The sequence below is a fragment of the Mycolicibacterium vulneris genome (genome assembly GCF_002104765.1).
Classification (GTDB): domain Bacteria; phylum Actinomycetota; class Actinomycetes; order Mycobacteriales; family Mycobacteriaceae; genus Mycobacterium; species Mycobacterium vulneris.
This window is the reverse complement of sequence record NZ_NCXM01000001.1, coordinates 215,220-241,942: the sequence shown is the minus strand read 5'-3', so window position 1 is coordinate 241,942 and position 26,723 is coordinate 215,220. Positions and strand designations below refer to the sequence as shown.

Here is a 26,723-nt window from a genome sequence, read left to right as displayed (position 1 = left end):
GCCCACGACGACGACTGAGCCAAGGACCGAGCCGCTAATGACGCACGGCTCCGCCGGCAGCGACGGCAACAAGGTCGCCCCACAACGCGCCAAGAAGGGGTTGCTGGGCCGTTTCTGGCTGGTGCTCACGATCGTGGCTGTCGTCGCGCTCTCGGGATTCGTGGTGTACAGGTTGCACGGCGTCTTTGGCGTTCACCGCGGTTCGTTCGGTGGGGGCACGTCGGGCGAGGTGCTCGACGAGTTCAACGCCAAGACGATCACGCTCGAGGTCTGGGGCCCACCGGGCAGCACGGCAACCATCAACTACCTCGACGAAAACTCACATCCGCAACAAGCCCTTAACGTGCCCTTGCCCTGGAGCAAAGTATTGAGTTCAACGAAGCCCGGTATCCCGGCAAACCTGGTGGCCCAAGGAGACGGCAGTTGGATCGCCTGCCAATTCGTCGTGAACAAGCACGACGGGAGCGGTGACGTCATCAAGACTCCGAATCGCTCAGATTCCAACCAAACCGTGAACGCCTTCGTCTATTGCCTGGACAAGTCCGCATGAGCGAGCCGGGCGAGGCCCCGCCGCGCGTCGACCAGCCGCTGATCCCGCCGTTCCTGCCGCGGATGATCCATCGGCTGGCCCTGCCGATCGTCCTGGTGTGGTTGGGCATCGTGTTCGTCACCAACACCGTGGCCCCGCAGCTGGAGGTCGTCGCCAAAACCCACTCGGTGTCGATGAGTCCGACTGACGCGGCATCCTTTCAGTCGATGATGAAGGTCGGATCGACGTTCAAAGAGTTCAGCTCCGACAACTCGGCCATGATCTTGCTGGAGGGCGACAAACCACTCGGGGCCGAAGCGCACCGCTACTACGACGAGATCGTCAAGCGCATCGAGCAAGACAAGAAACACGTTCAGCACGTCCAGGATTTCTGGAGTGATCCGCTGACGGCGGCGGGTTCCCAGAGCCACGATCAAAAGGCCGCGTACGTCCAGGTTTACCTCGCCGGCAACATGGGCGGCGGGCTGGCGAACGAGTCTGCCGCGGCTGTCCGCAAGATCGTGGACTCGGTGCCCGCGCCGCCGGGAATCAAGGCATACGTCACCGGCGCGGGTCCGCTGTTCGCTGATCAGTCCCACGCGGGTGAGAAGGGCGTCGCGAAGGTCACGCTCGTCACCTTCGCAGTGATTGTGGTGATGCTGCTGTTCGTCTACCGGTCGGTGGTCACTATGCTGATCATGCTGCTCATGGTCTTCATCGAGTTGGCAGCGGCCCGTGGCGTCGTCGCAGTCCTGGGAAACTACGGAGTCATCGGGCTTTCTACCTTCGCCAACAACATGCTGGTGCTGATGGCGATCGCCGCTGGAACGGACTACGCGATTTTTGTGGTCGGCCGCTACCACGAAGCACGCGGTTTGGGCGAGTCGCGCGAAAAAGCGTTCTACACCATGTTCCACAGCACTGCGCATGTCGTGCTCGGGTCGGGTCTGACCATCGCCGGCGCGATGTACTGTCTGAGCTTCTGCCGGTTGCCGTATTTCGAGTCGCTGGGTGTGCCGTGTGCCGTCGGCATGCTGGTCGCGGTTCTCGCGGCGCTGACGCTGGGCCCCGCGGTGCTGACGGTGGCTTCGTTCTTCAAGCTCATGGATCCGAAGCGCTCACTGCAGACCCGGGGCTGGCGTCGCATGGGCACCGCGGTCGTCCGCTGGCCCGCACCGGTTCTCGCGGTGACCGTCGCGGTCGCGTTGGTTGGTCTGCTCGCCCTGCCCGGTTACAAGACGGACTACGACAACCGCCACTTCCTGCCGGCGGACACCCCGGCCAATGTCGGCTATGCCGCCGCGGACCGGCACTTCGACCAGGCTCGGCTCAATCCTGAGCTGTTGATGATCGAGACCGATCACGACTTGCGTAACCCGGCCGACTTCATCGTTCTGGACAAGGTCGCCAAGGCGGTCTTCCACATCCCCGGTATCGGCCGGGTACAGACCATCACCCGACCGTTGGGCACGCCGCTCGACCACAGCACCCTGGGGTTTCAGATGGGGGCGCAAGCTGCGGGCCGGATCCAGACCCAGCACTATCAGGACGAGCAGGCGGCAAACCTGCTCAAGCAGGCGGACGAGCTGCACAAGACGATGGCAACGCTGCATGAGCAGATGCAGGTCACCCAGGATCTGAGCAACACCACACACGAAACCACCAGGCTCACCAAGGAAACCGTGCATATCACCGAGAAGTTGCGCGACGACATCGCGAACTTCGACGACTTCCTCCGGCCGATCCGTAGCTACTTCTACTGGGAGAAGCACTGCTACGACATCCCGGCCTGCTGGGCGCTCCGGTCGGTCTTCAACGCGCTCGACGGCATCGATCAGGTGGCCGAGAACATCGTGAACCTCAGCGCGAATCTCGACAAGCTGGATCGGATTCAGCCCAAGCTGGTGGCGCTGATACCGCCGCAGATCGAGAGCCAGCAGCGCAACCTCGACACCATCATGTCGAACTATGCGATCACACAGGGTCTTAACGAACAGGCGAGAGCGCAGTCCGACAACGCCACCGCGCAGGGCGATGCCTTCGACAAAGCGAAGAACGACGACACGTTCTACCTTCCGCCGGAGGCGTTCAAGAGCCCGGATTTCGCGCGGGGTCTCAAGCAGTTCATCTCGCCGAACGGGCACGCCGTCCGGTTGATCATCTCCCATGAAGGCGACCCGGCGACTCCCGAAGGCATCAACCACATCGAACCGATCAAGCAGGCCGTGCACGAGGCGATCAAGGGCACCCCCTGGGAGGGCGCCAAGGTCTACCTCGGCGGCACCGCCGCGACGTACAAGGACATGCACGACGGCTCCAACATCGACCTGATGATCGCCGGAATCGCCGCGGCCACTTTGATTTTCGTCATCATGCTGGTGATCACCCGAAGCGTCGTGGCGGCCGTCGTGATCGTCGGAACGGTGTTGCTGTCGCTGGGCGCCTCGTTCGGACTCTCCGTGCTCTTATGGCAGTACATCCTGGGTATGAAGTTGCACTGGATGGTGCTGGCGATGGCGGTCATCCTGCTGCTGGCGGTCGGCTCGGACTACAACCTGCTGCTGATATCGCGGTTCAAGGAGGAAATCCACGCCGGGCTCAAAACCGGGACGATCCGCGCGATGGCCGGTTCGGGCTCGGTGGTGACCTCCGCCGGTCTGGTGTTCGCCGCGACCATGGCCACGTTCATGTTCAGCCCGCTGCTGGTGATGGCCCAGGTGGGTACGACGATCGCGCTGGGTCTGCTGTTCGACACCTTGATCGTGCGGTCGTTCATGACACCGTCGCTGGCCACCCTGCTCGGGCGCTGGTTCTGGTGGCCGCAGCACGTCCGCCCGCGGCCGGCCAGCACCATGCTGCGACCGTACGGACCGCGTCCCGCCGTGCGCGAGCTCATCCTCAGCGACGTTGACCAGCACCCGGCGGGCGGAGTGGTACAACCGCGCTGACCCTGCGTGGACGAGGGCCGGTCACGCGCAAGACGTGACTTGATGATTGAGAGCTGACCCCCGATCGGGGGACGGATAGCGTTGCAGCCCTGCGGCTTACGCCCAGTTCCACACCGACATGTCGCCGGGCGGGTACTGGTTGCAGATGTCGGTGGCCTTGGCCACCACGCCCTTGTTGTTCCAGAAAATCTTCATGTGGTTAGGCCACGCCACCCACAGCGGATCGGACACGGGCGCGTAGAAGTTCTCGGAGTAGTTCCGGCGGTCCTGCGGCGACAGCGAGTAGAACCAGTGCGCCTTGTCGATGGTCGCCTGCTGCACGTTCGGGTGGTTGTTGAAGTCGATCATGTAGCGCTGGTAGTACACCGGGCTGGTGTCCCGGGAGGCCGCCAGGATCTGCTCGGCGTCGCATGTCGTATTGATCATTCGGCGGGGGATCGGGAAATCCTCCGTGGAGTCGGCTACCGCGGTCGACGGAAAAATCGCAGCGGTAATACCCAGAGCAAGGAACGCGGCGCCTGCACGCAGGCCAGTACTCAGCCGAGACATAGCAATTACGGTAACACTTTTTGGCCCGCCGGGAACAGTTACCAGGTCACTGCGAGGAATTCGCTAGTGCATCTCAGTATCAGTCGCGATCAGGGACGATGACGTGCGTCGGGTCGGGCCGCAGCTCCGGAGGGGCCTGACTGTAGTCGCCGAAGGGGCCGTCGCGGCGTTCGATCGCGGCGCGCACGCCGTCGGTCTCGACGGTCTTGATGAACGCCAGCGCGTCGGGAGTATTGCGCATCAGGCCGTCGAGAATGCCGCCCAGCGTCTGGGTGGACGCCAGCCCCATGTTCTCGTAGGCCTGGTTGACGATCAGCTTCTGCGCCTGTAGCTGCGACAAAGGGATCTGCGCCAGCTCGGCCGCGATCTCGGCGACCCGCGCCTCCAGCCGCTCGAACGGCACCGCCTCGTTGATCAACTCGATCTCGGCGGCCTGCACGCCGGTCAGCGGTCGGCCGGTCAGCGAGTGCCACTTCGCCTTGGCCAGGCTCAGCCGGTAGAGCCACATCCCGGTCAGATACGCCCCCCACATCCTGCTGTAGGGCGTGCCGATCACGGCGTCCTCGCTGGCGACGATGATGTCGGCGCACAGCGCGTAGTCGCTGGCCCCGCCCACGCACCAGCCGTGCACCTGCGCGATGACCGGCTTGGACGCCCGCCAGATGGCCATGAACTTCTGCGTCGGCCCGGTCTCGCGGGCGCTGACCATCGCGAAGTCCTTGCCGGGATCCCATTTCCCGTCGGACATCATGGCCTCGCCCCAGTGCTGGAAGCCGCCGCCGAAGTCGTAGCCGCCGGAGAAGGCCCGGCCTGCGCCGCGCAGAACGATGACCTTGACCGCCGGGTCGCGCTCGGCCAAGCCGATGGCGGCCTCGATCTCGTCGGGCATCGGCGGCACGATGGTGTTGAGCTGCTCCGGACGGTTCAGCGTGATGGTGGCAACCGGGCCGGCCGTCCGGTACAGCAGCGTTTGGAAGTCGCTGGTTGGCATAGCTTCCTTAGGGGTCGGGCTGACGGTTCTCCGGCGAGGACGCGTAGATCCGCCCGCCGATCTTCAGATACGGCGTGGTGAGGTAGGCCGAGAACGCGATGATGGCGGAGAAGACCGCCGCCGCCGCGACGCCGTTCGGCCACAGCCGGCCGGTTCCGAAAGCAAAGCAGACGATGCCGACGATCGCGGTCGCCCAGTAGAACCGCCGGCCGGCGCGGCGGTGCTTGACGAAGCGATAGCGCGCCTGGGCCGCCGCGGCCAGGATGAAGATCAATCCCGTCGCGAGCAGGGTGAGTTCGATGCGTTGGATCGCGGACACGTCGACGATCCTATGGCCGCGCGAGCGTCTGCCATAGGAACGAGTAGGTCAGCGCCGACTTGAAAGCCACCTGCTCGTTGTCCGCCGCGCCGGCGTGCCCGCCCTCGATGTTCTCGTAGTAGAAGACCGGATGACCGGCGGCCTCGAGCGCCGCGGTCATCTTGCGGGCGTGACCCGGATGCACCCGGTCGTCGCGGGTGGAGGTGGTCATCAGCACCGGCGGGTACCGGCGTGTCGACGAAATGTTTTGGTAAGGCGAGTATTCGGAGATGAACGCCCAGTCGTCGGGGTTATCGGGGTCGCCGTATTCGGCGACCCACGAGGCGCCGGCCAGCAGCAGGTGATAGCGCTTCATATCCAGCAGGGGCACGCTGCACACCAGCGCGCCGAACCTCTCCGGGTACTGGGTCAACATGATGCCCATCAGCAGGCCCCCGTTGCTGCCGCCCTGCGCCCCGAGCTGCTCGACAGTGGTGATGCCGCGATCCACCAAATCGGTTGCCACGGCGGCGAAGTCCTCAGCAACCTTGTGCCGGCCCTCGCGCATCGCCTGCGTGTGCCAGCCGGGACCGTATTCGCCGCCGCCGCGAATGTTGGCCAGCACATACGTGCCGCCGCGGGCCAGCCACAGCCGGCCCAGCACGCCGCTGTAGCCCGGGGTGTTTGACGATTCGAAGCCGCCGTAGCCGTAGAGCAGGGTGGGCGCCGGCCCGTCCGAAGCCCGCGGACCGCCGGGGCGCACCACGAAATAGGGGATCGAGGTGCCGTCCTGCGACGTGACGAAATTCTGTGTCACCGAGATGTTTTCGGCATCGAAGAAGCCCGGGGCGGACTTGATCTGCTCGAGTTGCCCATCGTCGGTTCCGCGCATCAGTCGCGAAGGCGAGTCGAAACCGCTGGAATCGAGGAAGAACTCGTCGCCGGTGTCGTCGGCGGAAACCACCACGGTGTTGGTCGCGGCGGGAATGCCCGCCACCGGCTCGCGCCGCCAGTCGCCGGGCGTGACGATCTCCACGCGGCTGGCGACGTCGGCCAGCGAGACGATCAGCAGCCGACCCTCTGTCCACGCGTAGTGGTTCAGGGCGGTGTGCTCGTCGGGCTCGAAGACCACCTGCAATTGTGCTGTGCCGGCGAGGAATTCGTCGTAATTCGCGGCCAGCAGCGACCCGGCGGTGTAGGTGACCTCGCCCAACGACCAGTCGCTGCGCAGCTCGATCAACAGCCACTCGCGGTGCAGGCTCACGCTGGCATCGGTGGGCGCGTCGATCCGGATGAGTTCCGTTCCGCGCAGCTCGTAGACCTCTTCGTTCCAGAAGTCCAGCGCCCGGCCGATCAGCGTGCGCTCGTAGCCGGGGATCCGGCTGGCGCTCGCCACCACGTTGACGTCGGAACGCGCCCCCTCGAACACCGTCTCGGCCTCAGCGAGGGGGGTGCCGCGGCGCCAGCGTTTGACCACCCGCGGATAGCCGGAATCGGTCAGCGAATCGGGGCCGAAGTCGGTGCCCACCAGCACGGTGTCCGGATCGGCCCAGCTCACCTGCGACTTGGCCTCCGGAAGCTGGAACCCGTCGTCGACGAATTGTCTTGTCAGCATGTCGAACTCACGCACGATGGAGGCATCCGAGCCGCCGCGGGACAGGCTGACCAGCGCGCGGGTGTATTCGGGGTAGATGACGCCGGCGCCGGCCCACACCCATTTCTCGCCGTCGGCCCGGCCCAGCTCGTCGACGTCGATCAGCACGTCCCACTCGGGCGACTCGGTGCGGTAGCTGTCCAGCGTGGTGCGCCGCCACAAGCCCCGGGGGTTGGCCGCGTCACGCCAGAAGTTGTAGAGGTACTCGCCCCGGCGGACCACGTAGGGGATGCGGGCGTCGGTGTCGAGCACCTCGAGCGCCTCGGTGCGCATCCGTTCGAAGTTCTCGTCGCGAAAACGCGCCAGCGTCGGCTCGTTACGCGCCCGCACCCAGTCGAGCGCCTCGTCCCCGGTGACGTCCTCGAGCCATAGGTACGGATCTTGGTTGTCTTCGGGGGCGGCGTGAGCTTGCGACGTCATGGAAGCCATTGTGGCTCCGGCGGTAGTGTGAGGTGAATTACACAGCCGAGTGAGGGGTGAGAGCAGATGACTGTTTTCGCACGTCCAGGTTCTGCCGGGGCATTGATGTCGTATGAATCCCGCTACCAGAACTTCATCGGCGGGCAGTGGGTCGCCCCGGTGAAGGGGCGCTACTTCGAGAACCCGACACCGGTCACCGGCCAGACGTTCTGCGAGGTGGCCCGCTCCGATGAGGCCGACGTCGAGAAGGCGCTCGACGCCGCGCATGCGGCGGCTCCGGCGTGGGGCAAGACGGCGCCGGCCGAGCGGGCGGCGATCCTGAACAAGATCGCGGACCGCATCGAGGAGCACACCGCCGCGCTGGCCGTGGCCGAAGTCTGGGACAACGGCAAGCCGATCCGCGAGGCGCTGGCCGCCGACATTCCGTTGGCCGCCGACCACTTCCGGTACTTCGCCGCGGCGCTGCGCGCGCAGGAGGGCTCGCTGTCGCAGATCGACGACGACACCGTGGCCTACCACTTCCACGAGCCGCTCGGCGTGGTCGGGCAGATCATCCCGTGGAACTTCCCCATCCTGATGGGCGCCTGGAAGCTGGCGCCCGCGCTGGCGGCCGGCAATGCGGTGGTGCTCAAACCCGCTGAGCAGACGCCGGTTTCGATCCTCTACCTGATGACTTTGATTGGTGACCTGTTGCCGGCAGGAGTGATAAACGTCGTCAACGGCTTCGGCGCCGAGGCCGGCAAGCCGCTGGCGTCGAACAACCGGATCGCAAAGATCGCGTTCACCGGCGAGACCACCACCGGGCGGCTGATCATGCAGTACGCCTCGCAGAACCTGATCCCGGTCACCCTGGAACTCGGGGGCAAGAGCCCCAACATCTTCTTCTCCGACGTGATGGCCAAGGCCGACGACTACCAGGACAAGGCGCTGGAGGGCTTCACCATGTTCGCCCTCAACCAGGGCGAGGTGTGCACCTGCCCGTCGCGCAGCCTGGTTCAGGCCGACATCTACGACGAGTTCCTCGAGCTGGCCGCGATCCGCACCAAGGCGGTCCGCCAGGGTGATCCGCTGGACAGCGACACCATGCTGGGGTCGCAGGCGTCCAACGACCAGCTGGAAAAGGTGTTGTCCTACATCGAGATCGGCAAGGACGAAGGCGCCAAGGTGATCACCGGCGGCGAACGCGCCGAGCTCGGCGGCGACCTGTCCGGCGGCTTCTACATGCAGCCCACCATCTTCAGCGGCGACAACAAGATGCGGGTGTTCCAGGAGGAGATCTTCGGGCCGGTGGTGACGGTGACGTCGTTCGCCGATTACGACGACGCCATCTCGATCGCCAACGACACCCTCTACGGCCTGGGCGCCGGGGTGTGGAGCCGCGACGGCAACACCGCGTACCGGGCCGGGCGGGACATCCAGGCCGGCCGGGTGTGGGTGAACTGCTACCACGTCTATCCCGCCCACGCGGCGTTCGGCGGCTACAAGCAGTCCGGCATCGGCCGGGAGAACCACAAGATGATGCTCGACCACTACCAGCAGACCAAGAACATGCTGGTGTCCTACTCGGAGAAGGCGCAAGGGTTCTTCTGATGGTCCCGCCCGCTGGCGACGATGCAGAGCGCAGCGATGAGGAGGAGCGGCGCCATGATGTTGCCGGGGTGGTCATCACCGCCCCGGCCGCCGAGGTGCTGACGCGGCTGCAGGCCACCCACGGCCCGGTGATGTTTCACCAGTCCGGCGGCTGCTGCGACGGCTCGTCGCCGATGTGTTACCCGCTCGGCGACTTCCTCGTCGGGGACCGCGACGTGTTGCTCGGCGTGCTCGACGTCGGGACGGACGGCGTGCCGGTGTGGATTTCGGGCCCGCAGTACACGGCCCACTATCGCGACAAGCACACCCAACTGGTCATCGATGTGGTGCCGGGCCGCGGCGGCGGGTTCAGCCTGGAGGCGCCCGACGGGGTCCGGTTCCTGTCTCGCGGTCGCGTCTTCACCGACGAAGAGCAGGCGTCGCTGGCCACCGCGGCGGTGATCACCGGCGCCGACTACGAACGCGGTGAACGCCCCGGGGCGCGGGGCGCGGTGGTGGCTGACACGGCCTCGGCGACATGCCCCCCGCGCCGGTAGCCGCAGTACAGTCGGGGAAGTGATCCCTCTTCCGCGCCCCTGGTTGTTGGCCAGCGCCATGCTGATCGGTAGTGCGGTCGGCCTTTTGGCGGGTGTGGCGTGCAGCGTGGCCGTCCACACCAGCGTCCGCCCGGGCATCGCGATCGCGTCGGTGGTCGGCATCCTCAGCGTCGTCGGGCTGACGACGATCCTGTTTTCCGGACGCCGCTGGGTCACCATGCTGGGCGCGTTTCTGCTGTCGGTGGCGCCGGGCTGGTTCGGCGTGCTGATCGCGTTGCGGGTGACCGCCGGTGCCTGACGACAAGGACGCCTCGCACCCGGGCACCGAGGTATTCGTGCCGGACTTCTCGGATGACGAGGACGACGCCGAGCACACCGGTACCCAGTCCTGGGTCCCCGATTTTGATGACGACACGGGCGAGCACCCCGCCGTAGCCGAGTCCGAGCCTGCGGCCACCGCCGAAGACTCGGCGGCGACGCCCACCCCGGATGCCGGCGAGCCGGAATCGGCCGAACCCGCCGGCCCGGTGCAACCGGTGAACGTGCCCGGCCGGTACCTCTACCTCAAGTGGTGGAAGTTGGTCCTGGTGCTGCTCGGCGTGTGGGCCGCGGCGGCCGTGATCGGGCTGGGGCTGTTCTATTGGTGGTATCACTCGGTCGACAAGACCGCGGCGCTGTTCGTGGTCCTGGTCTATGTGGTGGTGTGCATCGTCGGTGGGGTGATGCTGGCGATGACCCAGGGCCGGCCGCTGATTTCGGCGCTCTCGGTGGCGATGATGTCCGGGCCGTTCGCCGCGCTGGTCGCCGCGGCGCCGCTGTACGGCTATTACCACTGCGAGCGGGTGGGCCACTGCCTTGTCGGCGTCATTCCGTATTGACGCTCGCCCGGGCGGCCACCAAGGGTGGTGGCCAACTAGGGTGGGCTCGTGACTTCTCACTATGACGTCGTCGTCCTCGGGGCCGGTCCCGGCGGATATGTCGCAGCCATTCGCGCCGCGCAGCTGGGCCTGAACACCGCGGTCGTCGAACCGAAGTACTGGGGCGGAGTCTGCCTCAACGTCGGCTGCATCCCGTCCAAGGCGCTGTTGCGCAACGCCGAACTCGCCCACATTTTCACCAAAGAGGCCAAGACCTTCGGCATCAGCGGCGAGGCGACGTTCGACTACGGGGTCGCGTTCGACCGCAGCCGCAAAGTGGCCGAGGGCCGCGTCGCCGGCGTGCACTTCCTGATGAAGAAGAACAAGATCACCGAAATCCATGGCTACGGCCGGTTTACCGACGCCAACACGATCTCGGTCGACCTCAACGAGGGCGGCACCGAGACCGTCACCTTCGACAACGCCATCATCGCCACCGGGAGCAGCACCCGTCTGGTCCCCGGCACGTCGCTGTCGGCCAACGTGGTCACCTACGAAGAACTGATCCTCTCCCGGGAGTTGCCGGAGTCGATCATCATCGCCGGTTGCGGAGCGATCGGCATGGAGTTCGGCTATGTGCTGAAGAACTACGGCGTGGACGTGACCGTCGTCGAGTTCTTGCCGCGCGCGCTGCCCAACGAGGACGCAGACGTCTCGAAGGAGGTCGAGAGGCAGTTCAAGAAGCTGGGCGTCAAGATCCTCACCGGGACGAAAGTCGAGTCCATCTCCGACAACGGCTCGGAGGTGACCGTCGTCGTCAGCAAGGACGGCAACGCGCAAGAACTCAAGGCCGCGAAGGTGTTGCAGGCCATCGGTTTTGCGCCCAACGTCGAGGGCTTCGGCCTGGAGGCGGCCGGGGTCGCGCTGACCGACCGCAAGGCCATCGGGATCACCGACTACATGCGCACCAACATCGAGCACATCTATGCCATCGGCGACGTCACCGGCAAGCTGCAGCTGGCCCACGTCGCCGAGGCGCAGGGCGTGGTGGCCGCCGAAACCATTGCCGGCGCAGAGACTTTGGCGCTCGGTGATTACCGGATGATGCCCCGCGCGACGTTTTGTCAGCCCAACGTCGCCAGCTTCGGTCTCACGGAGGAGCAGGCCCGCGACGAAGGCCACGACGTCGTGGTGGCCAAGTTCCCGTTCACCGCGAACGGCAAGGCTCACGGTGTGGGCGACCCCAGCGGGTTCGTCAAGCTGATCGCCGACGCCAAATACGGTGAGCTGCTAGGCGGACACCTGGTCGGCCACGACGTCTCCGAGCTGCTTCCGGAGCTGACGCTGGCCCAGAAGTGGGACCTGACCGCCACCGAGCTGGCCCGCAACGTGCACACCCACCCGACCATGTCCGAGGCGCTGCAGGAATGCTTCCACGGCCTGACCGGGCACATGATCAATTTCTGAGACAAGAGATGATGCGCACCCTCACCCCCCAGGCCATCGCGGGTGCCGTCGGTGGCCTGGCGACCGGTTATGTCCTTTGGTTGCTGGCCATTTCGAACGGCGATAACGCGACGGCCGGCCAGTGGGCCCCGCTGGTGCTGCTGGCCTCGGTGGTGCTGGGGATCGGCGCCGCGCTGTGGGCCGTGCGGCAGCGCCGGCGCGGCAAGCAGGCATGGGCGGTGTTCGCCTTCGCGCTTCCGGTGCTCCCGGTGATTCTGACGCTGGCCGTCCTCGCCGACGTCTACCTATAGCTGGCGCGGATGGTCCAGCGGGATGTCGAGCGCCGACATGGTCGCTGCGAGGCCGTCGTATTGGCTTGCGAGTAAACAGAATTCGATCAGCTGCCGCCGATCCAGGTGAGTCGCCAACTGCCGCCAGGTGTCGGCGGTGACGGTCCGGTCTTTGACGAACTCGTCGGTGGCCGCCAGCAGCGCCTGCTGACGCACGGTCAGGCGGGCATCGACCGGGTCGAGCTTCTCGGGCCACGCGAAGATGGCGGCCTGCAGGTCCGCATCCAGCCCGGCTTTGCGGGCCATCCGGCGGTGATGTTGCAGCTCGTATTCACACCCGCGCAGATGCGCGACCCGCAGGATCACCAGTTCGGTGTCGATGGTGGGAAGCTTGCCGCGCAGCAGCCGGCCCCCGTACGCCAGCCACGTCCAGAACAGCAACCGGCGCTGACCCAGCGTGGTGAACAGATGCATCTCCGGGGCGGCCACGGTGCGCGCACCCAGCTTCGCGATCACCCAATTGACCGGTCCCAGTTCGCGTAACCGCCCCGGCGGGATGCGTCCCTCCAGCGCGCCGCTCATGCGCCGCTCCTCCTCATCGCTTCGCTCTGCATCGTCGCCGGCGGGCTCACGGTTGGGTCACCAGGTAGGGAGACACCGTGCTGCGGTGCTCGTCGAGATCGAGTGCGCGTCCGAGCGCCGGGAAGGCGCGTTGCGGGCAATTGTCGCGTTCGCAGACCCGGCAGCCCGCGCCGATCGGTGTGGCCACTGTCCCTGGTTCCCCCGAAACGTCTAGTCCTTCGGAGTAGACGAGCCGGTGCGCGTGGCGAAGCTCGCAGCCCAACCCGATCGCGAAGGTTTTACCCGGCTGACCATACCGGGCCGCGCGACGTTCCACGGTGCGGGCCACCCACATGTAGTTGCGCCCGTCGGGCATCTGGGCGATCTGCACCAGGATCTTGCCCGGATTGGCGAACGTCTCGTACACGTTCCACAGCGGGCAGGTGCCTCCGCTGGAGGAGAAGTGAAAGCCGGTGGCGGACTGACGTTTTGACATGTTCCCGGCCCGGTCGACCCGGACGAACGAGAACGGCACGCCGCGCATCGACGGGCGCTGCAACGTCGAAAGCCGGTGCGCGATGGTCTCATAACTGATCGAGTAGAACGACGACAGCCGCTCGACGTCGTAGCGGAAGTTCTCCGCGACGTCGTGAAACTGGCGGTAGGGGAGCACCGCTGCCGCCGCGAAATAGTTGGCCAGCCCGAGCCGGGCCAGCGTGTGCGACTCGTCGCTGGTGAACTTGCCCTCCTCGACCAAAGTGTCGATCAGATCGCCGAATTCGAGGTAGGCCAGTTCGGCGGCCATCTTGAAAACCTGCTGCCCCAACGACAGGTGATTGCTGAATTCCAGCGTCTTGCTCTTGGGGTCGTAGCGGTGCAGCACGGTGTCGCCCAGGTCGATCCGGCGGTTGATGTGCACCCCGTGCACCTCGGTCAGCCGGCGGGTGAGCTCGCGCGCCAGGTCGCCGTGGTGCAACCGCATCTTGATGGTGAGGTCCTCGGCGGCGGTGTCCAGCTCGTGCAGGTAGTTCTGCCGTTGGTAGAAGTAGTCGCGCACTTCCTCGTGCGGCATGGTGATGGAGCCGCTGCCGCTGCCGTCGGAGTACCGCTCCTCGGTGGCGGCCGCGAGCTGCGCCGTGGTGATCCGGTAGCGCCGGTGCAGGTTGACCACCGCGCGGGCCAAGCCGGGATGGGCGCTGACCATCTCGGCCACCTCCGTCGGGTCGACGTCGATGTCCAGATCGCGGTCCATGGTGACCTCGCGCAACTCGGCCACCAGCCGGGTGTCGTCCTGCGAGGAGAAGAAGGTCGCATCCACCCCGAAGACCTCGGTGATGCGCAGCAGCACGGCCACCGTCAGCGGGCGGACGTCGTGCTCGATCTGGTTGAGGTAGCTCGGCGAGATCTCCAGCATCTGGGCCAGCGCGGCCTGGGAGAATCCGCGTTCGTTGCGCAGCTGGCGAACGCGGGAGCCGACGAACGTCTTGGACACTTCACCGAGGTTACCGGTTATGTGAAGATATGGTTCGCAGACTTGGCATCGCAGGCGGTCGCGTCGAAATTGGTATTCGGCGCACCTCGTTGGCATGATTCGACCGGGGCCTCAGGCCTTAGCTTGGGGTGACCACAAGGAGGAATCGGGGAGCGACGCCGTGAGCCTGGATAAACAACTGATGCCGGTGCCCGACGGTCACCCTGACGTTTTCGATCGCCAGTGGCCGTTGCGGGTCGGCGACATCGACCGCACGGGCCGGTTGCGGCTGGACGCCTCCGCGCGCCACATCCAGGACATCGGCCAGGACCAGCTGCGCGAGATGGGCTTCGAGGAGACCCACCCGCTGTGGATCGTCCGGCGCACCATGCTCGACCTGATCCGGCCGATCGAGTTCAACGACATGCTGCGCCTGCGCAGATGGTGTTCGGGCACCTCGAACCGCTGGTGTGAGATGCGGGTTCGCATCGATGGGAAGCGCAGCGAGGGGCTGATCGAGTCCGAGGCGTTCTGGATCAACATCAACCGCGAGACCCAGATGCCCTCGCGCATCGCCGACGACTTCCTGGCCGGCCTGCACAAGACGACCTCCGTGGACCGGCTGCGCTGGAAGCCCTATCTGAAGCCGGCGCGCCGCGACGACGCGGTCGAGATCCACGAGTTCCCGGTCCGGGTCACCGACATCGACCTGTTCGACCACATGAACAACTCCGTGTACTGGAGCGTGATCGAGGACTACCTGGCGTCGCACCCGGAAGTGATGCAGCCGCCGCTGCGCATCACGATCGAGCACGAGGCGCCGGTGGCGCTGGGCGACAAGCTGGAGATCATCTCGCACGTTCACCCGGCCGGATCCACCGAACAATTCGGCCCCGAGCTGGCCGATCGCACTGTTACAACGCTCACATACGCCGTCGGCGACGAGGCGAAAGCCGTCGCCGCGATCTTTGCTCGTTAAATCGGACAAGCGTCCCGTTAACCGCCGTTGACCTGCGCGTTCTTGTTACCGGCGGGTAGCTTCTGAAACGGTTAAGTTAGTTAGCAACTTAGCAAGCTTCGCAAATTCCCGCGTTCCCGTTGCTTAAATTGGCAACTGAAACGGGTGGACCGGCCCATATGAGCTGTGTCATCTTCGAGTTAGCACACCAGTGAAGTTGAACCCCTAGCTACCGCCGGTGAGGCGTCCAGCAACTCAGTAGTGAAGATCGTGAAGGAGCATGCCCAATGTCTGTCGTTGGCACCCCCAAGAGCGCCGAACAGATCCAGAAGGACTGGGACACCAACCCGCGTTGGAAGGATGTCACCCGGACCTACACCGCCAAGGACGTCGTCGCCCTGCAGGGCACCGTCGTCGAGGAGGCCACCCTGGCCCGTCGCGGCGCCGAGGTGCTGTGGGAGCAGCTCCACGACCTGGAGTACATCAACGCGCTCGGCGCCCTGACCGGCAACATGGCCGTGCAGCAGGTGCGCGCCGGCCTGAAGGCCATCTACCTGTCCGGTTGGCAGGTCGCCGGTGACGCCAACCTGTCCGGCCACACCTACCCCGACCAGAGCCTGTACCCGGCCAACTCGGTGCCGCAGGTGGTGCGCCGGATCAACAACGCGCTGCTGCGCGCCGACGAGATCGCCGCGGTCGAGGGTGACACCTCGGTGGCGAACTGGCTGGCGCCGATCGTCGCCGACGGTGAGGCCGGCTTCGGTGGTGCGCTCAACGTCTACGAGCTGCAGAAGGCCATGATCGCCGCCGGTGTGGCGGGATCGCACTGGGAGGACCAGCTGGCCTCGGAGAAGAAGTGTGGCCACCTGGGTGGCAAGGTGCTGATCCCGACCCAGCAGCACATCCGCACCCTGACCTCGGCCCGCCTGGCCGCCGACGTGTGCGACGTTCCGACCGTCGTCATCGCCCGGACCGACGCCGAGGCCGCCACGCTGATCACCTCCGACGTCGACGAGCGCGACCAGCCGTTCATCACCGGTGAGCGCACCAAGGAGGGCTTCTACCGGGTCCGCAACGGCCTCGAGCCCTGCATCGCCCGGGCCAAGGCCTACGCGCCCTTCTCCGACCTGATCTGGATGGAGACCGGCACTCCGGACCTCGAGCTCGCCGCCAAGTTCGCCGAGGGCGTCAAGTCCGAGTTCCCGGACCAGATGCTGGCGTACAACTGCTCGCCGTCGTTCAACTGGCGCAAGCACCTGGACGACTCCACCATCGCGAAGTTCCAAAAGGAGCTCGCGGCAATGGGATTCAAGTTCCAGTTCATCACGCTGGCCGGCTTCCACGCCTTGAACTACTCGATGTTCGATCTGGCCTACGGCTACGCCCGCAACCAGATGAGCGCTTACGTCGAGCTGCAGGAGCGCGAGTTCGCCGCCGAGGAGCGTGGCTACACCGCCACCAAGCATCAGCGTGAGGTCGGTGCCGGTTACTTCGACCGCATCGCCACCACGGTGGACCCGACCTCGTCTACCACCGCGCTGACCGGCTCCACCGAAGAGGGCCAGTTTCACTGAGTCCGCGGCGCAAGCCGCGCCTTGAAAATCAGATGAAGTAGCGTAGGCCCCGCCCAGCTAAACCTGGGCGGGGCCTATTGCGGTGCAAGACGATACGACACCGGAGAGAAATCAGTGAGTGACGCAACGATCCAGCGGGTAGGAGTTGTCGGCGCCGGCCAGATGGGGTCCGGCATCGCCGAGGTCTCGGTCCGCGCCGGGGTCGACGTGACCGTGTTCGAGACCACCGAGGCCCTCATCACGGCCGGACGCAACCGCATCGTGAAGTCGCTGGAGCGCGGCGTCAGCGCCGGCAAGGTGACCGAGCGGGAACGCGACCGGGCGCTGAGCAAGCTCACCTTCACCACCGACCTGAAGGACCTCGCCGATCGCCAACTGGTCATCGAGGCGATCATCGAAGACGACGCCGTCAAGGCGCAGGTCTTCGCCGAACTCGACAAGGTCATCACGGACCCCGACGCGGTTCTCGCGTCCAACACCTCCAGCATCCCGATCATGAAGATCGCCGCGGCCACCAAGAACCCGCAACGCGTGCTGGGGCTGCACTTCTTCAACCCCGTGCCGGTGCTGCCGCTGGTCGAGCTGGTCAGCACACTGGTCACCGACGCCGCCGCCGCCGCGCGCACCGAGGAATTCGCGAGCGCGGTGCTGGGCAAGCAGGTCGTCCGCTGCTCCGACCGGTCCGGCTTCGTGGTGAATGCGCTGCTGGTCCCGTACTTGCTATCGGCGATCCGCATGGTGGAAGCCGGTTTCGCCACCGTCGAGGACGTCGACAAGGCCGTGGTAGCCGGGCTGTCGCACCCGATGGGTCCGCTGCGGCTGTCCGACCTGGTCGGTCTGGACACCTTGAAGCTGATCGCGGACAAGATGTTCGAGGAGTTCAAGGAACCGCAGTACGGCCCGCCGCCGCTGCTGCTGCGCATGGTGGAGGCCGGCCGGCTGGGCAAGAAGACGGGCCAGGGCTTTTATACCTACTGAGTAACAACTGATGACGCACCGTGCCGGGATGGCCGCCTATTGACGAATCGGTTAGTATGCTCGCGTTAAATAGGACGAAAGGTTAGTACCGCGCATGACGGGATTGGAACCCTATTACGAGGAGTCGCAGTCCATCTACGACGTCTCGGATGAATTTTTCGCGCTATTTCTAGACGACACGATGGGCTACACGTGCGCTTATTTCGAGCGCGACGACATGACGCTTGAAGAAGCGCAGATCGCGAAGTTCGACCTGGCGCTGGGCAAGCTGAACCTCGAGCCCGGGATGACGCTGCTGGACATCGGCTGCGGCTGGGGCGGTGCGCTGAAGCGGGCTGTCGAGAAGTATGACGTCAACGTCATCGGAATTACCCTGAGCCGCAACCAGTTCGAGTACAGCAAGAAGAAGCTGGCCGGATTGCCGACGAACCGCAACATCGAGGTGCGCCTGCAGGGCTGGGAAGAGTTCGAAGACAAGGTCGACCGGATCGTCTCCATCGGCGCCTTCGAGGCATTCAAGATGGAGCGCTATGCCGCATTTTTCGAACGCGCCTACGACATTCTTCCCGATGACGGCCGCATGCTTTTGCACACGATTTTGGCGTATTCGCAGAAGCAGCAGCATGAGCGTGGCGTTACGATCACGATGAGCGATCTGCGCTTTATGCGATTTATCGGTAAAGAAATCTTCCCGGGCGGGCAGCTGCCGGCACAGGAAGACATCTTCAGGTTCGGTGAGGCGGCCGGGTTCTCGATCGAGCGGGTGCAGCTGCTGCAGAAGCACTACGAGCGGACCCTGAACATTTGGGCGGCCAACCTGGAAGCCAATAAGGAGCAGGCGATCGCGATTCAGTCCCAAGAGGTCTACGACCGTTACATGCACTATCTGACGGGGTGCGAGAACTTCTTCCGCAAGGGCATCAGCAATGTGGGGCAATTCACGATGGTGAAGTAGCCAAAGCAATTCGGCCCCGAACGGAACACCGTTCGGGGCCGAATTGCTTTCAGCGAGCCGGTTACTTCTCCAGCGTGAACTGATTGACGTCGGTATAGCCCTCGCGGAACAGCTTCGCGCAGCCGGTGAGGTACTTCACGTAACGGTCGTAGACCTCTTGGGACTGCATGGCCAGGGCCTGCTCGCGATTCGCCCCGAGGGCCTCGGCCCACAGGTCCAGTGTCCTGGCGTAGTGCAGCTGCAGCGACTGCACGCGGGTCAACTCGAAGCCCACCGTGACTCCGTATTCGCCGACGGTCTGGGGCGTCGGCAGCCAGCCACCGGGGAAAATCTCGGACAGGATGAATTGCGAAAACTGGACGATCTCACGTGTCAGCGTCATGCCCTTGGCCCGGGCCTCCTTGAACGAGGGCCGAACGATGGTGTGCAGCAACATGACTCCGCCGGGCGGCAGCACGTTGTAGGCCATCTTGAAGAAGCGGCCGTAGCGCTGGCGGCCGAAGTGCTCGAACGCGCCGATCGACACGATGCGGTCCACCGGCTCGTGGAATCGCTCCCAGCCTTCAAGCAGCACCCGCCTGGTGCGGGTGGTGTCCATCTGGTCGAAGGACTTCTGCACGTGTTCGGCCTGGTTCTCCGAGAGCGTCAGGCCGACGACGTTGACGTCGTAGTTCTCGATGGCGCGCCGCAGGGTGGCTCCCCAGCCGCAGCCGATGTCCAGCAGCGTCATCCCGGGCTCGAGCTTCAGCTTTCCCAGCGCCAGGTCGATTTTGGCGATCTGCGCCTGCTCGAGGGTCATGTCGTCACGCTCGAAGTAGGCGCAGCTATAGGTCTGGGTGGGATCCAGGAACAGCCGGAAGAAGTCGTCGGACAAGTCGTAATGGGCTTGCACATTTCCGAAATGCGGCGTGAGCTGCACAGACATGTCGACAAGAGCCTTCCTATATGCGGGGGACAGGGGTATACGGCCGAACGGCAACCCCGCAATATCCCCCGATACCCCCTGCATGCTAGTCCCGGTAACGGGCCTAGTCGCCCTCCCGAGGGGCGTCCCCAGCCTCACACGGGGCGCGCGTGATCCTCAGAACCGGTGCAGTGGGACGAGCCCTCTTCAGACTCCGAAGTCGTCCTGACGCGCGGGGGGCGGCACGGTCGGTGCAGGATGAGGCTCCTCGCGGAATTTCTCCAGCGACCCGCCGACCTCGACGATCCCCTTGAGGGCATTCCAGCTCAGCATGGTCAGGTAGTCGATCAGTTCATCGCGACTCATTCGCGGGTACGACATCCAGGAGTGGGTGGCCAGTTGCACGCCGCCGACGATCAAATACGCCCACGGTTCCGCGCCACCGGTGTCCATTCCGGCGTGTTGCATGCGTCGGCGCATCAGCACCGCGAGCATGCGCGCGATGATCCGCTCGGAATCGGCGATGACTTTGCTTTTGCTGGCCGAGTTGTTGGACATCACGAACCGGTATGGCTCGGGCTCGTTCGCGACGGTCTCGACGTACACGCGGATGACCTCGCGGGTCAGGTCGAAGCCGTCGAGGTTAGAGGTAAGCGCCCCAGCCATATTGGGAATCAGGGTGGTCTGAGTGAACCGCATCATCACGGCCGTCGTCAGGTCGTTCTTGTCGACGAAATAGCGGTAGAGCACCGTCTTGGAGACCCCGATCTCGGCGGCGATCTCGTCCATGCTCAGCGTGCCACCCAGCCGGCGAATCGCGTCAATCGTGCCGTCGACCAGCTCGTTACGACGCTCCACTTTGTGTTGATGCCAGCGCCGCTTGCGCCCATCCATTTTGACGCTCACAGCCGTGATTTGCTCTGCCACAGTCGCCGAATTCCCATTCCCTAGACGCCCTTGATCTTACGGCGTGGGGGGGTCGGATTCTTGTCGTGGCCGGGCGTGGGTGAGACGTCGCGAACAGTGTCGTCACACCAATTCGCGGGAAAGATAGATGATGGAGTGGTGGCACATCGAGCCTCGGTGAGAGGCGAAGCGTCGGGCCCGCCGGGGGCGAGGCCGGATTCGGCGACGGCGGCGGCCGCCGCCCGACCTGCTCGCGCGTCTTTTGCCGAATCCTTCGCCGGCGCCGATCCCGAGGCCGATGCGCAGCGCCGGGTGGCGTTGCGCCGGATGAAGATGGTGGCACTGAGCTTTCTGATCGGTGCCACCGGCGTGTTCCTCGCCTGCCGGTGGGCCCAGGCGCATGCCAGCCTGGGCGCCTGGGTGGGATATGTCGGCGCGGCCGCCGAGGCCGGGATGGTTGGCGCTCTGGCGGACTGGTTCGCGGTGACCGCGCTCTTCCGGCACCCGCTGGGCATTCCCATCCCGCACACCGCGATCATCAAGCGGAAGAAAGACCAGCTGGGCGAGGGTCTGGGCACGTTCGTCCGGGAGAACTTCCTATCGCCGGAGGTCGTCGAAACCAAGCTGCGCGACGCCCAGGTGTCCGGCCGGCTCGGCAAGTGGCTGTCGGAGGCCGTCCACGCCGAGCGCGTGGCGAGCGAGACGGCCACGGTGCTGCGGGTGCTGGTCGAACTCCTGCGCGACGAGGACGTCCAGCAGGTGATCGACCGGATGATCGTGCGCCGGATCGCCGAACCGCAGTGGGGGCCGCCGGTCGGGCGGGTGCTGGCCACCCTGCTGGCCGAGCATCGGCAGGAGGCGCTGATCCAATTGCTGGCCGACCGGGCCTTTCAGTGGTCGCTGAAGGCCGGCGAGGTCATTCAGCGGGTGGTCGAGCGTGACTCACCGACCTGGTCGCCGCGCTTCGTCGACCATCTGGTCGGCGACCGCATCCACCGCGAGCTGATGGACTTCACCGACAAGGTGCGCCGCAATCCGGACCACGAACTGCGCCGGTCGGCCACCCGCTTCCTGTTCGACTTCGCCGACGACCTGCAGCACGACCCGGACACCATCGCGCGCGCCGACGCGATCAAGGAGCAGCTGATGGCGCGCGACGAGATCGCCAACGCCGCGGCGACGGCGTGGAAGACGCTGAAACGGCTGGTGCTCGAGGGCGTGGACGATCCGTCCAGCACCCTGCGCACCCGGATCGCCGATACCGTCGTCCGGATCGGGGAATCGCTGCGCGACGACGCCGACCTGCGGGACAAGGTGGACAACTGGCTGGTCCGGGCGGCCCAGCACCTGGTCTCGCAATATGGGGTGGAGATCACAGCGATCATCACCGACACGATCGAGCGCTGGGATGCCGAGGAGGCCAGCCGGCGCATCGAGTTGCACGTGGGCCGTGACCTGCAATTTATCCGGATCAACGGGACCGTGGTCGGTTCGCTGGCGGGTCTGGTGATCTACGCCGTCGCGCAGTTGCTGGTCTAGCGCATTTCGAGCAGTGCTAACAAGTGCTTGCAATAGCAAGCACTTGTAGTAGTCTGGGCGCGTCCCGATCAGCCGCCCGACCAGGAGCACGCCATGACGCCCGAGGAGAAACTCTCCGCCAAGGTGTCCAACGCTGCCTCCGAAGTGGCGTCTGACATCGGCAGTTTCATCCGTAGCCAGCGTGAACTCGCGCAGGTGTCGGTGCGCCAACTCGCCGAAAAGTCCGGGGTCAGCAATCCATATTTGAGCCAGGTGGAGCGTGGATTGCGTAAGCCCTCCGCCGATGTCTTGAACCAGATCGCGAAGGCCCTCCGGGTCTCCGCCGAGGTTCTCTATGTGCGCGCCGGGATCCTCGAACCCAGTGACAAGAGTCAGGTGCGGGACGCCATCGTCACCGACACTGCGATCACCGAGCGCCAAAAGCAAATTCTGCTCGACATCTACTCATCGTTCACCCAGCAAAACGAATCGATCCAAGAGGAGTGTCCGACCGAATCCGACAGCGAGTGATCGGCCCGTTTCGCCCGGCACCGTAACCATCTGTGCTGGGAGTTTGCGCCACAAAGCGGGCTTCCCACATCGCGGTAGCGAGTTGGTGATGTATAGACGACCGGCCGTCGCGGTTACCCAACGGGGAGGACCTACCGGTTCCAGCTGAATTGCTGACCGAACAACCCCGGCACTGGCGGCCCCAGTTGCGAAGGAGACGTTTGAACCTAACTTCTCGACCAGACAGCTAATAACACCGAATAACGCCGATAGCGAAAGCAATGAAAGGAAAGACCATGGCGGAAAACACGAACATCGAAGACTTGCGGGCCCCACTGCTCGCGGCGCTGGGCGCGGCCGACCTGGCCCTGGCCACCGTCAACGACCTGATCGCGGGCCTGCGGGAGCGCGCCGAGGAGACCCGCGCCGAGACCCGCACCCGGGTCGAGGAGCGCCGCGCTCGCCTGACCAAGCTGCAGGAGGACCTGCCCGAGCAGTTCACCGAGCTGCGCGACAAGTTCACCACCGAGGAGTTGCGCAGGGCGGCCGAGGGCTACCTGGAGGCGGCGACCAGCCGGTACAACGAGCTCGTCGAGCGCGGTGAGGCGGCCCTGCAGCGGCTGCGTAACCAGACCGCGTTCGAGGACGCGTCCGCGCGCGCCGAGGGCTACGTCGACCAGGCCGTCGAGCTGACTCAGGAAGCTCTGGGCACCGTCGCGTCGCAGACCCGCGCGGTCGGCGAGCGCGCCGCCAAGCTGGTCGGCATCGAGCTGCCCGGCAAGACCGAAGCGACCACCAAGAAGGCCCAGAAGGCCGTCGCCAAGAAGGCTCCGGCCAAGAAGGCTCCGGCCAAGAAGGCTCCGGCCAAGAAGGTCACCCAGAAGTAAGCACGACCCAGCACGACGTTCGGCTCCGAGTCGCCTTCGGGTGACTCGGAGTCGACGTTTTGGAGGGTGCCCGCATACCCTTGAGGCGTGAACCACCTCGTGGGAACCGTCATGCTGGTCTTGCAGATCGCCGTCTTGGTCACGGCCATCTACGCGTTCGTGCATGCCGCGCTGCAACGACCCGACGCCTACACCGCCGCCGAGAAGCTGACCAAGCCGGTGTGGTTGCTGATCCTGGGAGGCGCCGTCGCGCTGACATCCATCTTGGGTTTCGTTTTCGGCGTGCTCGGTATGGCGATCGCGGCCTGTGCCGCGGGCGTGTATCTGGTCGATGTTCGGCCCAAACTGCTTGAGATTCAAGGTAAGTCGCGCTAGCGGAATGAAGGCCCTGCTGACGGCGCCGGTCGCGGCGCTCGTCGCCTTGTCGTGCCCGGTACCGCACGCCCTTGCCGCCCCCGACCCGGGCAGCGGCGCGGCGAATCCGCCCGCCCCGGCCCCGCCGTACGTCGACCACACCCAGTGGGCGCAGTGGCAGGGCCGAAGCAGCCTGCGGGTCTTCCCGTCGGCCGCCGGCCGGGCCGCCTCGAGAATGCCCGGCGCCACGGCGCTGGCCGACGAGGCCTGGTCCGAGGTAATCGCCTTATCGCCGGACGCCGACACCGCCGGCATGCGCGCGCAGTTCGTCTGCCATTGGCAGTTCGCCGAACTCGCCCAGCCCGGCAAGGTCAGCTGGAACCTGGAGCCCTGGCGACCGGTCGTCGACGACACCGACATGGTGGCCTCCGGCTGCAATCCGGGCGGTCCGGAAGAATCCTTCTGATGGCAACCCAACCCAGCCGAGCGCAATTGGCGGCGTTCGTCGACCACACCCTGCTCAAACCCGAAGCGACCGACGCCGACGTGGCCGCGCTGGTCGCCGAAGCGGCCGACCTTGGCGTCTACGCGGTGTGCGTCTCGCCGTCGATGGTTCCCGTCGCGGTGCGAGCCGGCGCCGGCCTGCGGGTGGCCAGTGTGGCGGGTTTCCCGTCCGGCAAGCACCTATCGGCGGTGAAGGCACATGAAGCGGCCCTGGCCGTCGCGTCCGGTGCCTGCGAGATCGACATGGTCATCGATGTCGGGGCGGCGCTGGCCGGCGACCTCGACGCGGTGCGCGCCGATATCCACGCCGTGCGCAGCGCGATCGGCGGCGCTGTGCTCAAGGTGATCGTCGAGTCGGCCGCGCTGCTCGCGCTGGCCGACGAACCCACGCTGGCGCAGGTATGCCGCGCCGCCGAAGACGCCGGCGCCGACTTCGTGAAGACCTCAACCGGTTTTCATCCGGCCGGCGGCGCGTCCGTGCGCGCGGTGGCGCTGATGGCCGAAACCGTCGGTGGGCGCCTCGGGGTGAAGGCCAGCGGTGGCATCCGCACCGCCGAGGACGCGCTCGCGATGCTGGATGCCGGCGCCACCCGGCTGGGGTTGTCGGGCACCCGGAGAGTGCTCGACGGCCTCGGTTGACGGACTAGATGCTGGCCGTCAGACGTTGGCGAAGCAGGGGTCGTTGTCGTTGCCGTTCGGAATGGTGGCGTTCCGTGTCGAGAAGTGGCTTGTCACACCCTTATCCGTGACCTGCACGCTGTCTGCGTGGATACCCAGCGGGTAGTTCTTGGTCAGGTTCGAGGTGAAGTCGTCCAGCGTCGACTGCACGGACTCCTTGGGCATGGTGAAGCCGAGCGCGTTGAAGCTGACGATCTGCAGCTGCAACCCGGTACCCGACACCACCGGCTTGGCGGTGATGTTGTCCAACATGCCCTTCAACTCGATGGTGCCGTCGGCGGGATGCGTGGTCACTGTGTTGGTGACGAACGGGCCCAGCACCGGGATCGCGTTCTGCACCGACTGCTTGATGCCGTCACTGGTCCAGTCGATCGTGGCGTCCAGCGAGCCGAGGGTGCCCTTCGAGTTGCCCGTGTCCTTGAGCCGGACGTCGTTGATGTTGATCGAGAGCTTCATGCCCTTGGCGTCGCGGATGTTGTTGCCGGCCGTCTGCACGGAGATGTTGGTGTAGTGCTTGGTCGCCTGCTGCCACAGCATCAGGGGCGTCACCCCGAAGGACGCGGTGGCCTGGTCCTTGACCTCACACGCCACCGCCTGGGCGACCTTGCTGTCCGCGACGTGGCGCACGTACAGCTCGGCCCCGATGAGCCCGGCGATGAGCAGCGCGATCACGATGACGAAGATCAGCAGGACGGACACCGGGTCACGGCCGAAGCGGCGTTTCTTCTTCGCCGGCGTCGCGTCGTCGTGCGGGGGAGTGGCCAGGCGCTCCGTCGGACCCGCGGGCGGGGTCGGCGGCGGCGGGTAGCCCGGCTGCTGCATGTTCGGCTGGGGCGTCCCGAATCGCTCGGTCTGCCCCGGTGGGGGACCGTGAGCGGGAGGCGGCGGCGGGGGTACGTGACCCGGGCCGCCGGTGCTCATCCGCTCGGTCGGCCGCTCGGTTGGCGGCTGGCCGAAGGCTCCCTGGTTGGAGGGACGGCCCCACTGCGACGGGTCCGGGTTGGGTGGTCCTTGTGGGTTCGTCACCCGACCGATTCTGCCCTATCAACCTGAGCAAAGTTCGAGTGGTTGCTAAGGACTGCGATGCTCTTGCGGGCCTGTGCCACTCGGTCGACGTCGATATCGGCCACCACGAGCTGCGGTTGCGAGCCGGCCGACGCGACGACCTCGCCCAGCGGCGAGACCACCAGGCTGCCTCCGACCCCGGTCGGCGCCCCCGACGCGGATCCGTGCGCGTCACCGGGATCGGCCTGACCGGCCGCCGCGACGTAGCTCATCGAATCGAGCGCGCGGGCGCGGGCCAGCAGCGTCCACTGATCGAGTTTGCCGGGACCCGAACCCCAGGACGCGCACACCGCGATCACCTCGGCGCCGCGGCGGGCCAGTTCGGTGTAGAGCGCCGGAAAACGAATGTCGTAGCAAACCGTCAGCCCCACCCGGACGCCGTCGACTGTGATCACCACCGGGTCGTGTCCCGGCGCGACCGTGCGCGATTCGGTGAAGCCGAATGCGTCGTAGAGGTGGATCTTGTCGTAGTGGGCGTGCGACTCGGCGGAGTCGGTCGGACCCGCCGCGATCAGCGTGTTCTTCACTCGCCCGTCGCCCGAGGGGGTGAACATACCGGCGACGACGGTGATGTTGGCATCAGCCGCCACGCGGCGCACCCCGTCGGCCCAGGGGCCGTCGACCGGCTCGGCCACCGGACCCAGCGGCACACCGAACCGGCACATCGTCGCCTCGGGGAACACCACCAGCGTCGCGCCCGCATCGGCGGCCCGGCGGCTGTACTCGTCCACCAGCCGCAGGTTTGCTGCCGGGTCGGTGCCGCTGAGGATCTGCGCCAAGGCGATTCGCATG

General features: G+C 65.7%; 28 protein-coding genes. 18 read left to right on the top strand and 10 right to left on the bottom strand.

The genetic code is table 11. The features are described 5' to 3' along the window. Nucleotides 1-37 precede the first annotated feature (37 nt). Together B8W69_RS01130 and B8W69_RS01125 are read left to right on the top strand one after the other, a co-directional pair. Nucleotides 38-550, top strand: coding sequence for an MmpS family transport accessory protein (locus B8W69_RS01130; RefSeq protein WP_085288120.1), 513 nt, complete (start codon nt 38-40; stop codon nt 548-550). Beyond that, complete coding sequence (locus B8W69_RS01125) at nt 547-3,477, top strand: MMPL/RND family transporter (protein ID WP_085288119.1); 2,931 nt, start codon at nt 547-549, stop codon at nt 3,475-3,477. Before B8W69_RS01130 ends, B8W69_RS01125 begins: the two co-directional genes overlap by 4 nt. Nucleotides 3,478-3,573: 96 nt before the next feature. Here the strand turns inward: B8W69_RS01125 and B8W69_RS01120 are convergent, their stop codons facing one another. The 4 genes from B8W69_RS01120 to B8W69_RS01105 form a co-directional block, all read right to left on the bottom strand. Continuing rightward, nucleotides 3,574-4,026, bottom strand: a complete 453-nt coding sequence (locus B8W69_RS01120) for a DUF5078 domain-containing protein (protein ID WP_067933987.1) — start codon at nt 4,024-4,026, stop codon at nt 3,574-3,576. Nucleotides 4,027-4,105: 79 nt separating this feature from the next. After that, complete coding sequence (locus tag B8W69_RS01115; RefSeq protein ID WP_085288118.1) at nt 4,106-5,017, bottom strand: crotonase/enoyl-CoA hydratase family protein; 912 nt, start codon at nt 5,015-5,017, stop codon at nt 4,106-4,108. 7 nt (nt 5,018-5,024) lie between these two features. Continuing rightward, on the bottom strand, nt 5,025-5,336 hold the full coding sequence (locus B8W69_RS01110; protein ID WP_085288117.1) for a hypothetical protein: 312 nt from the start codon (nt 5,334-5,336) through the stop codon (nt 5,025-5,027). Between the two features lie 10 nt (nt 5,337-5,346). Next, a complete protein-coding gene (locus B8W69_RS01105; RefSeq protein WP_085288116.1) occupies nt 5,347-7,389 on the bottom strand; it encodes a prolyl oligopeptidase family serine peptidase in 2,043 nt (680 codons plus the stop codon). A 66-nt stretch (nt 7,390-7,455) separates the two neighbouring features. Here B8W69_RS01105 and exaC point away from each other — a divergent pair, with 66 nt between their 5' ends. The 6 genes from exaC (at nt 7,456) to B8W69_RS01075 (ending at nt 12,129) form a co-directional block, all read left to right on the top strand. After that, nucleotides 7,456-8,979, top strand: a complete 1,524-nt coding sequence (exaC, locus tag B8W69_RS01100; RefSeq protein WP_085288115.1) for an acetaldehyde dehydrogenase ExaC — start codon at nt 7,456-7,458, stop codon at nt 8,977-8,979. Between the two features lie 68 nt (nt 8,980-9,047). Further along, nucleotides 9,048-9,515 (top strand): DUF779 domain-containing protein, encoded by a 468-nt coding sequence (locus tag B8W69_RS01095; protein ID WP_085288322.1) that lies wholly within the window; start codon nt 9,048-9,050, stop codon nt 9,513-9,515. A gap of 19 nt (nt 9,516-9,534) precedes the next feature. Then, nucleotides 9,535-9,813 (top strand): putative holin, encoded by a 279-nt coding sequence (locus B8W69_RS01090; RefSeq protein ID WP_181447307.1) that lies wholly within the window; start codon nt 9,535-9,537, stop codon nt 9,811-9,813. After that, nucleotides 9,806-10,393, top strand: a complete 588-nt coding sequence (locus B8W69_RS01085; protein WP_085288113.1) for a hypothetical protein — start codon at nt 9,806-9,808, stop codon at nt 10,391-10,393. The genes B8W69_RS01090 and B8W69_RS01085 overlap by 8 nt, the downstream gene beginning before the upstream one ends. Before the next feature lie 48 nt (nt 10,394-10,441). Then, entirely contained in the window at nt 10,442-11,839 is a 1,398-nt protein-coding gene (lpdA, locus tag B8W69_RS01080; protein ID WP_085288112.1) for a dihydrolipoyl dehydrogenase, read from the top strand. An 8-nt stretch (nt 11,840-11,847) separates the two neighbouring features. Further along, nucleotides 11,848-12,129 carry a hypothetical protein gene (locus B8W69_RS01075; protein ID WP_085288111.1) on the top strand — a complete coding sequence of 94 codons (282 nt, stop codon included), beginning with the start codon at nt 11,848-11,850 and terminating at the stop codon, nt 12,127-12,129. Here the strand turns inward: B8W69_RS01075 and B8W69_RS01070 are convergent. Together B8W69_RS01070 and ramB are read right to left on the bottom strand one after the other, a co-directional pair. Beyond that, nucleotides 12,124-12,690, bottom strand: a complete 567-nt coding sequence (locus tag B8W69_RS01070) for a carboxymuconolactone decarboxylase family protein (RefSeq protein ID WP_085288110.1) — start codon at nt 12,688-12,690, stop codon at nt 12,124-12,126. The two genes, B8W69_RS01075 and B8W69_RS01070, sit on opposite strands and share 6 nt — an antisense overlap. Nucleotides 12,691-12,736: 46 nt before the next feature. Beyond that, the gene (gene ramB / locus B8W69_RS01065; RefSeq protein WP_085288109.1) at nt 12,737-14,161 is read right to left on the bottom strand and encodes an acetate metabolism transcriptional regulator RamB; all 1,425 of its coding nucleotides are present in this window, start codon (nt 14,159-14,161) and stop codon (nt 12,737-12,739) included. Between the two features lie 160 nt (nt 14,162-14,321). On the opposite strand from ramB, the gene B8W69_RS01060 reads away from it, so the two are divergent. From B8W69_RS01060 to B8W69_RS01045, 4 genes are all read left to right on the top strand, one after another. Continuing rightward, entirely contained in the window at nt 14,322-15,119 is a 798-nt protein-coding gene (locus tag B8W69_RS01060; protein ID WP_085288108.1) for an acyl-[acyl-carrier-protein] thioesterase, read from the top strand. Nucleotides 15,120-15,385: 266 nt separating this feature from the next. Further along, entirely contained in the window at nt 15,386-16,672 is a 1,287-nt protein-coding gene (gene aceA / locus B8W69_RS01055; protein WP_085288107.1) for an isocitrate lyase, read from the top strand. A 114-nt stretch (nt 16,673-16,786) separates the two neighbouring features. Next, nucleotides 16,787-17,650 (top strand): 3-hydroxybutyryl-CoA dehydrogenase, encoded by an 864-nt coding sequence (locus B8W69_RS01050; RefSeq protein ID WP_085288106.1) that lies wholly within the window; start codon nt 16,787-16,789, stop codon nt 17,648-17,650. Between the two features lie 94 nt (nt 17,651-17,744). Beyond that, the gene (locus B8W69_RS01045; protein WP_085288105.1) at nt 17,745-18,605 is read left to right on the top strand and encodes a cyclopropane mycolic acid synthase family methyltransferase; all 861 of its coding nucleotides are present in this window, start codon (nt 17,745-17,747) and stop codon (nt 18,603-18,605) included. Nucleotides 18,606-18,666: 61 nt separating this feature from the next. Here the strand turns inward: B8W69_RS01045 and pcaA are convergent, their stop codons facing one another. Together pcaA and B8W69_RS01035 are read right to left on the bottom strand one after the other, a co-directional pair. Continuing rightward, nucleotides 18,667-19,530, bottom strand: coding sequence for a cyclopropane mycolic acid synthase PcaA (gene pcaA / locus B8W69_RS01040; RefSeq protein WP_085288104.1), 864 nt, complete (start codon nt 19,528-19,530; stop codon nt 18,667-18,669). Between the two features lie 186 nt (nt 19,531-19,716). Further along, nucleotides 19,717-20,436 carry a TetR/AcrR family transcriptional regulator gene (locus B8W69_RS01035; protein WP_085288103.1) on the bottom strand — a complete coding sequence of 240 codons (720 nt, stop codon included), beginning with the start codon at nt 20,434-20,436 and terminating at the stop codon, nt 19,717-19,719. Between the two features lie 135 nt (nt 20,437-20,571). Between B8W69_RS01035 and B8W69_RS01030 the strand changes: the two genes are divergently transcribed. The 6 genes from B8W69_RS01030 to deoC all read left to right on the top strand — a co-directional run bounded on the left by B8W69_RS01030 (nt 20,572) and on the right by deoC (nt 24,827). Continuing rightward, nucleotides 20,572-21,954: a DUF445 domain-containing protein gene (locus B8W69_RS01030; protein WP_110881794.1), complete on the top strand. Its 1,383-nt coding sequence runs from the start codon at nt 20,572-20,574 to the stop codon at nt 21,952-21,954. 93 nt (nt 21,955-22,047) lie between these two features. Then, nucleotides 22,048-22,464: a helix-turn-helix domain-containing protein gene (locus tag B8W69_RS01025; RefSeq protein WP_085288102.1), complete on the top strand. Its 417-nt coding sequence runs from the start codon at nt 22,048-22,050 to the stop codon at nt 22,462-22,464. Between the two features lie 275 nt (nt 22,465-22,739). Continuing rightward, nucleotides 22,740-23,330 carry a heparin-binding hemagglutinin HbhA gene (gene hbhA, locus B8W69_RS01020; RefSeq protein WP_085288321.1) on the top strand — a complete coding sequence of 197 codons (591 nt, stop codon included), beginning with the start codon at nt 22,740-22,742 and terminating at the stop codon, nt 23,328-23,330. A gap of 87 nt (nt 23,331-23,417) precedes the next feature. Then, nucleotides 23,418-23,705, top strand: a complete 288-nt coding sequence (locus tag B8W69_RS01015) for a DUF2516 family protein (protein WP_040629303.1) — start codon at nt 23,418-23,420, stop codon at nt 23,703-23,705. Between the two features lie 4 nt (nt 23,706-23,709). Continuing rightward, the gene (locus B8W69_RS01010) at nt 23,710-24,150 is read left to right on the top strand and encodes a DUF2599 domain-containing protein (RefSeq protein ID WP_085288101.1); all 441 of its coding nucleotides are present in this window, start codon (nt 23,710-23,712) and stop codon (nt 24,148-24,150) included. Further along, nucleotides 24,150-24,827 (top strand): deoxyribose-phosphate aldolase, encoded by a 678-nt coding sequence (deoC, locus tag B8W69_RS01005; RefSeq protein WP_085288100.1) that lies wholly within the window; start codon nt 24,150-24,152, stop codon nt 24,825-24,827. The genes B8W69_RS01010 and deoC overlap by 1 nt, the downstream gene beginning before the upstream one ends. Nucleotides 24,828-24,845: 18 nt before the next feature. Here deoC and B8W69_RS01000 read toward each other — a convergent pair whose 3' ends face one another. Continuing rightward, nucleotides 24,846-25,892 carry an LmeA family phospholipid-binding protein gene (locus B8W69_RS01000; RefSeq protein ID WP_181447306.1) on the bottom strand — a complete coding sequence of 349 codons (1,047 nt, stop codon included), beginning with the start codon at nt 25,890-25,892 and terminating at the stop codon, nt 24,846-24,848. Continuing rightward, nucleotides 25,889-26,722, bottom strand: a complete 834-nt coding sequence (locus B8W69_RS00995; protein WP_085288098.1) for a carbon-nitrogen hydrolase family protein — start codon at nt 26,720-26,722, stop codon at nt 25,889-25,891. The genes B8W69_RS01000 and B8W69_RS00995 overlap by 4 nt, the downstream gene beginning before the upstream one ends. Between the last annotated feature and the right edge of the window lies 1 nt (nt 26,723).